This is a genomic window from Streptomyces sp. NPDC057253 (assembly GCF_042669125.1).
Lineage (GTDB): Bacteria > Actinomycetota > Actinomycetes > Streptomycetales > Streptomycetaceae > Streptomyces.
In genome coordinates, this window is sequence record NZ_JBHUXV010000251.1 from 1 (window position 1) to 6,156 (window position 6,156).

The 6,156-nt window shown below is 71.8% G+C and carries 7 protein-coding genes and 5 tRNA genes; 5 read left to right on the forward strand and 7 right to left on the reverse strand.

The genetic code is table 11. From position 1 onward, the window contains the following. Nucleotides 1-20: 20 nt before the first annotated feature. From ACFULQ_RS48320 to ACFULQ_RS48340, 5 genes are all read right to left on the reverse strand, one after another. A tRNA-Val gene (locus ACFULQ_RS48320) sits at nt 21-92 on the reverse strand. A 31-nt stretch (nt 93-123) separates the two neighbouring features. Continuing rightward, nucleotides 124-195: transfer RNA gene (locus ACFULQ_RS48325), tRNA-Val, on the reverse strand. A gap of 34 nt (nt 196-229) precedes the next feature. Further along, nucleotides 230-301, reverse strand: a tRNA-Val gene (locus ACFULQ_RS48330). Between the two features lies 1 nt (nt 302). Continuing rightward, nucleotides 303-376: transfer RNA gene (locus ACFULQ_RS48335), tRNA-Cys, on the reverse strand. 39 nt (nt 377-415) lie between these two features. Continuing rightward, a tRNA-Gly gene (locus ACFULQ_RS48340) sits at nt 416-488 on the reverse strand. 178 nt (nt 489-666) lie between these two features. On the opposite strand from ACFULQ_RS48340, the gene ACFULQ_RS48345 reads away from it, so the two are divergent. The 3 genes from ACFULQ_RS48345 to ACFULQ_RS48355 are packed head-to-tail and all read left to right on the forward strand — an operon-like array spanning nt 667 to nt 3,416. Beyond that, nucleotides 667-1,710 (forward strand): chorismate-binding protein, encoded by a 1,044-nt coding sequence (locus tag ACFULQ_RS48345; protein ID WP_383558013.1) that lies wholly within the window; start codon nt 667-669, stop codon nt 1,708-1,710. Continuing rightward, a complete protein-coding gene (locus ACFULQ_RS48350; RefSeq protein WP_383558016.1) occupies nt 1,707-2,528 on the forward strand; it encodes an aminotransferase class IV in 822 nt (273 codons plus the stop codon). Before ACFULQ_RS48345 ends, ACFULQ_RS48350 begins: the two co-directional genes overlap by 4 nt. Before the next feature lie 60 nt (nt 2,529-2,588). Next, nucleotides 2,589-3,416 (forward strand): GNAT family N-acetyltransferase, encoded by an 828-nt coding sequence (locus tag ACFULQ_RS48355; RefSeq protein WP_383558018.1) that lies wholly within the window; start codon nt 2,589-2,591, stop codon nt 3,414-3,416. A gap of 363 nt (nt 3,417-3,779) precedes the next feature. Here ACFULQ_RS48355 and ACFULQ_RS48360 read toward each other — a convergent pair whose 3' ends face one another. Further along, nucleotides 3,780-4,292 (reverse strand): DsbA family protein, encoded by a 513-nt coding sequence (locus ACFULQ_RS48360; protein ID WP_383558021.1) that lies wholly within the window; start codon nt 4,290-4,292, stop codon nt 3,780-3,782. Between the two features lie 274 nt (nt 4,293-4,566). Here ACFULQ_RS48360 and ACFULQ_RS48365 point away from each other — a divergent pair, with 274 nt between their 5' ends. Further along, the gene (locus ACFULQ_RS48365; RefSeq protein WP_383558024.1) at nt 4,567-5,019 is read left to right on the forward strand and encodes a hypothetical protein; all 453 of its coding nucleotides are present in this window, start codon (nt 4,567-4,569) and stop codon (nt 5,017-5,019) included. Between the two features lie 156 nt (nt 5,020-5,175). Next, nucleotides 5,176-5,328: a hypothetical protein gene (locus ACFULQ_RS48370; RefSeq protein WP_020138043.1), complete on the forward strand. Its 153-nt coding sequence runs from the start codon at nt 5,176-5,178 to the stop codon at nt 5,326-5,328. 146 nt (nt 5,329-5,474) lie between these two features. Here the strand turns inward: ACFULQ_RS48370 and ACFULQ_RS48375 are convergent, their stop codons facing one another. Further along, a complete protein-coding gene (locus ACFULQ_RS48375; RefSeq protein WP_383558027.1) occupies nt 5,475-6,035 on the reverse strand; it encodes a CGNR zinc finger domain-containing protein in 561 nt (186 codons plus the stop codon). Between the last annotated feature and the right edge of the window lie 121 nt (nt 6,036-6,156).

Here is a 6,156-nt window from a genome sequence, read left to right on the forward strand (position 1 = left end):
GGGCCGGGGGCTTCGGTGTGTGCGCGATACTGGGATTGAACCAGTGACCTCTTCCGTGTCAGGGAAGCGCTCTCCCGCTGAGCTAATCGCGCGGGAACCACGATCAGGATCGTGTCTGCTGCGTGCGCGATACTGGGATTGAACCAGTGACCTCTTCCGTGTCAGGGAAGCGCTCTCCCGCTGAGCTAATCGCGCGGGTCAGACCTTCGATGATCTGCCGAAGATCCAGTGGACGATACTGGGATTGAACCAGTGACCTCTTCCGTGTCAGGGAAGCGCTCTCCCGCTGAGCTAATCGTCCTTGGAGGTGGAGACGGGATTTGAACCCGTGTAGACGGCTTTGCAGGCCGTTGCCTCGCCTCTCGGCCACTCCACCAGGAGTGTTGGGGGTCGGGATGATCCCCTTGCTCTTCCGAGCGAACGACGAGGTTCGAACTCGCGACCTCAACCTTGGCAAGGTTGCGCTCTACCAACTGAGCTACGTTCGCCTGTCCTTCCGATCCGCTTGCGCGGCCCGGCGACGAGTTGAACTCTAGCGGATTCCGGGGCCAGTACAAAAACGCGTTTGCGCAGCGTGCTGCGGTGCACATGTCGACGTACGTGGTCAGGGCGCCCTGAAGGACATGGCCAGGTCACCCGCGGGACACCCGCCATAGACTCGTCCACGTGCTCGACCTCGCTCCTCTCGCCCGTTTCGGCGACCGCGTCGCCACCGGTCTCCTCGATGTCACCAGCGACCCCGCGGCGCTGGACTCCCATGGCTTCTGGGCTGTTGCCGCGGACTTCGAGGGCGGTCTGACCTGTGCCCGCTTCGCCGACGTACGCCGGGAGCCGGTGCCCGCTCCGGTGCCGGGAGCGTGGCGGGGGCCGCGGGTCGATGACTGGACGTCATCTCTCGATCGCGCCGCGTACGCGGAGGGCGTACGGCGGATACGCGCGCACATCGCCACCGGCGAGGTCTACCAGGCCAACCTCTGCCGGGTCCTGACCGCGCCCCTCGCACCCGGCGCCGACGTGGACGCCCTGACCGCGCTGCTGGCGCGCGGCAACCCGGCGCCGTACGCAGGAACGATTCGGCTTCCCGGGCACGGGGTCGAGATCGCCACCGCGTCCCCGGAGCTGTTCCTGCGCCGGGCCGGGCGGGTCGTGGAGTCGGGGCCGATCAAGGGGACCGGACGGACCGAGGACGACCTGCTGGCCAAGGACTACGCCGAGAACGTGATGATCGTGGACCTGGTCCGCAACGACCTGGGGCGGGTGTGCGCTACCGGCACTGTCACCGTCCCCGACCTGTGTGCCGTGGAGAAGCATCCGGGCCTCGTCCACCTCGTGTCGACCGTGCGCGGCGAGCTGCGGGAGGACGCCGGCTGGGCCGAGCTGCTCGACGCCGCGTTCCCGCCCGGATCGGTCACCGGCGCGCCCAAGTCCAGTGCGCTGCGCATCATCGACGACCTGGAGACCGCGCCCCGGGGGCCGTACTGCGGTGGCATCGGGTGGGTCGACGCCGACCGGGGGGCCGGGGAGCTGGCCGTCGGCATCCGCACCTTCTGGATCGACCGCGCCGAAGGAGTGCTGCGTTTCGGCACCGGCGCCGGGATCACCTGGGGCTCCGACCCCGAGGGGGAGTGGCGGGAGACCGAGCTGAAGGCGGCCCGGCTGCTCGCGGTAGCGTCGGGAACGTACGAGGTGAGTGGAGGGACCCTGACGTGAAGATCTGGCTCGACGGCGGGCTGCAGGACATCGAGACCGCCCGCGTCTCCGTCTTCGACCACGGGCTGACCGTGGGCGACGGCATCTTCGAGACCGTGAAGGCGGTGGACGGCCGGCCCTTCGCGCTCACCCGCCACCTCGACCGCCTGACCCTGTCGGCGCGGGGCCTCGGGCTGCCCGATCCCGACCACGACGAGGTCCGCCGCGCCTGCGCCGCCGTACTCGAAGCCAATCCGATGCCGCTGGGGCGGCTCCGCATCACCTACACCGGCGGTCACGGTCCCCTCGGTTCCGACCGGGGCGACCACGGGCCGACCCTGGTGGTCGCCCTCGGCGAGTCCGCGCCGCGGCCCGACTCCACGGCCGTGATCACCGTCCCGTGGACCCGCAACGAGCGCGGCGCCCTCACCGGCCTCAAGACGACCTCGTACGCCGAGAACGTGGTGGCGCTCGCACGCGCGCGTGAGGGAGGCGCGTCCGAGGCGCTGTTCGCCAACACCGTCGGGCAGTTGTGCGAGGGCACCGGGTCGAACGTGTTCGTCGTGCTCGACGGCGAGATCCACACCCCGCCGCTCGCCTCCGGCTGTCTCGCGGGCATCACGCGCGCGTTGACCGTCGAATGGACCGGCGCCACGGAGACCGACCTGCCGCTCGACGTCCTGGAGCGGGCCGACGAGGTGTTCCTGACCTCGACCCTGCGGGACGTCCAGGCCGTCCACCGCGTCGACGCGCGCGAACTGCCGGGCGCGCCGGGGCCGGTGACCGCCAAGGCCATGCGCATCTTCGACGAGCGGGCCGGGGACGACCTCGATCCGTAAGAGGCCGTAAAGGGCCGCGATATTGAGCTGCCCCGGCGGTCGGCAGCGGGTAGAACTCCGGTGATGACCACCACCCTGCGGCCGACCGAGCCGCTTCAGCGCGGTGCCGACGGGGCGCTGTCCCGCCACTACTCGGTGTGCGTGAACAGCCGTCCCGTCGGAGGGATCCATCTCGCGACCCACCCCTCCTTCGGGCCGGCCGTCGCCCAGATCAGGGACCTGCGGATCGAGGAACCGGACCGCGGGCGCGGCCGGGGCACGGTCGCCGCGCTCGCCGCCGAGGAAGTGGCGCGGGGCTGGGGCTGCGGGCAGCTCGAGATCAGGGTCCCGGCCGCCGCCGGGCCCGCGCTGCGGCTCGCCACCGCGCTCGGATACGTCCACCGCAATCGCGGCATGGAGAAGCAGCTCGGCGCCACCCCGCCCGACCTGCCGGCGGGCAGCCGCGGCAGGCCCATGACGCAGGCCGAGTTCGGGCCCTGGGCGGAGCGCGGCATCGAGGAGTACGCCCGGGACTGGAGCGAGCGCGGGGTGCCGGAGGAACAGGCGAAGGCGCGGTCGCGCAAGGACCACCGACAGCTGGTGGCGCGCGGCCTCGCGACCGAGGAGGCGCTGTACAGCGTCCTGGAGCACGACGGCGTCCGGGTCGGGGTGCTGTGGGTGGAGTTCATCGCAGACAAGGCGTTCGTCTACGACGTCGAGACCGAGGAGCCCTTCCGAGGCCGCGGCCACGGCCGCTCCCTGATGCTGCTGGCCGAGGGCCAGGCCATCGCCTCCGGCCGCCGCGTCCTCGGCCTGAACGTCTTCGCGGGCAACACCCCGGCCGAGCGGCTGTACGAGTCGCTCGGCTACGAGACGGTGGGCTACTCGATGTACAAGAGCCTGCTCTGACGACACCTTCAGCCCTGCCGGCCTGGGGAGCCTGCTCCGACGACACCTTCAGCCCTGCCCGGCCGCAGAGCCTGCCGTGCGGCGGCTTCAGCCATGCCGGCTGCGGGAGCCTGCCGTGCGGCGGCTTGCCCCTTGCCGGGCTGCGGGAGCCTGCCGTGCGGCGGCTTGCCCCTTGCCGGGCTGCGAGAGCCCGGTGTGCGACGGCTTCAGGCCTGCCCGGCCGCAGAGCCTGCCGTGCGACTGCTTGCCCCTTGCCTGGCTGCGAGAGCCCGGTGTGCGACGGCTTCAGCCCTGCCCGGCCGCAGAGCCTGCCGTGCGGCGGCTTGAGCCTTGCCGGCTGCGAGAGCCCGACGTGCGGCGGATTCAGCCCCGTTCGGCGAGCAGCCGGTCCGCGATGTCCTCGATCCGCTCGCGCAGCCCGGCCTGGCTCTTGCCGCCGTCCAGGCGCTCGCCGTCGATGACGTACGTCGGCGTGCCGGTCACGCCGATCGCCTTGCCCTCGGCCTGGTCGGCGTCCACGATCAGGATGTGCCGGCCGTCGATCAGCGCGGTGTCGAACTCCTCGGCGTCCAGCCCCAGTTCACGGGCGACCTCGACCAGGAAGGGTTCCCCCTCGCGGTCCAGCTGCTCGACCCGCCCGAGCACGGCCTCGGCGTACTCCCAGCCCTTGCCCTGCTCCAGCGCCTCCTCGGCGGCCTGTGCGGCGGCGAAGGAGTGCTTGTGTTTCTCCAGCGGGAAGTGCCGCAGCCGCAGCTCCAGACGGTCGCCGTAGCGCGCCCGCAGCGCCCGGACGTCGTCCAGGGCGGCACGGCAGTCGGGGCACTGCAGCTCGCACCACACATCGAGAACGGGCGCGGCGGGGGAGGGGTCGCTCATCCCCCCAGTCTCCCAGCTCCGCCCCCACACGGCCGAATCGACCCCGGTCACGCCCGGCGTCGCCCCTCCGCCATACCCGTCGGCCGCCCCCCCGGACCGCCCGCTCAAAGGACCGCCTGCTTCCTCGGTACGACCCCGACCGGCACCTTCGGAGGAGCCGACCCGGAGATGTCCCTGATGTCCTGCCGGAGGATGGCTCGGCGGGGGCTCGGAGGTGCAGGATGGACAGTGACGAAGTGGCACACAGACCGCCGAACCACGCGTGGAGGACCGGATGATTGCCGAGACCGTCTGTTCCGCAGTCGCCGCGGCCGGCCTGGGCATCGCGGCGGTCTCCGCGTACCGGAAGCGCTTCCTGGCGGCCACCCGCATCGCCGCCTACTCCCTCGTCCCGCTCGGCCTGGTGATGACCGGCGTGGTCGACTGGCTCGCCGACACCGCGTTCAGCCCGACGGCCTGGGCGGGCTTCGGCGTGCTCGGCCTGTCGTGGGTGCTGTTCTCGACCACGCGCGCGGTGGAGCGCCGCCGGGGCGGCACCCGCAAGGAGCGCAAGGCGGCCCGGGGCGCCCGGTCCCAGGAGGCGGTGGCTCCCACCGCGTCGGCGCCCTCGCTCGGCCCGGCCGTCCGCACCCCGTCGGCGCGCCCCGCGAGCAAGCCGCGATCCGCCGAGACCGCCACGGACGACTTCAGCGACATCGAGGCCATCCTCAAGAAGCACGGCATATGACGTCCGGCTGCCGGACTGAAACGTTCGCAGGGGGACCCGGGCCCGTCCGTAAGTGATCACGATCCGAAACGGACATCACGGAATTCGACGAACTCCCGCCCATTCCGGGCGTGTTGATCGCGTCAGGGGTGCTCGCTGCGCCATCATCGCGGCGAGATGCTGGACACGACACAGAGCGACGCCGCGCCGCCTCAGGACGAGCCGCGTGGATGCCTTTTCGCCCTTTCCCAGCCACCGCTGATGATCTTCCTTGCGGTGATCGGGTGTCTGCTGCTCATGGCTGCGCTGCACGACCTGCTGCTGCTCTGAGCCGTACCCGTGGTCCCCGGCGCCACCCGCCGGGGCCCACGTCGCAGCCGCCGACCGGTGTCACGCCTGCCACTGCTCCAGGGGACGGGACCCATCCCGGGCGCCCGGACCAAAGCCGGTGCCGCAGCGGGCGCCCCCCCGAGGCCTCAGCCCGCGGCCTCCTTGCGCCGCGCCCGGTACGCGGCCACATGCAGACGGTTTCCGCAGGTCCGGCTGTCGCAGTAGCGGCGGGAGCGGTTCCGTGACAGGTCCACGAAGGCGCGCCGGCAGTCCGGGGCCTCGCAGCGCCGCAGCCGCTCCTGCTCACCGGCCACCACGAAGAACGCCAGCGCCATCCCGCAGTCGGCCGCCAAGTGGTCCGCGACCGAGGCGCCGGGGGCGAAGTAGTGCACATGCCAGTCGTAGCCGTCGTGGTCCGTGAGCCGGGGCGTGGTGCCCGCGGCGGCGACCAGGTCGTTGATCAGGCTCGCGGCGGCCCGGGCGTCCGGGGCGGCGAAGACCGAGGCGAACCGGCCGCGGATCTTGCGCACCGCCGACAGGTCGAACTCCGAGAGCACCCCGACATCACTGATCTCGTGGTTTCGTACGAAATCCGCGAGCGCCGCGACATCCGGCAGTGCGTCCGGCGCCGCCTCGTCCTCCGGTGCGGTGTTCACCAGATCGACCACGGTGTCGAGGGCGCACCGGGTGTCGTGGGTGATCAGCACGATTCGCTCCCTGGCCTGGGGGTCGGGCGCACGCCCGCCGATGCTGGCCGATGGTAACGGCTCGCCGGGCCTCGGTGACGGGCCGCACGACAGGCGCCGTGGGGGGGGGGGGCGCCGCCGC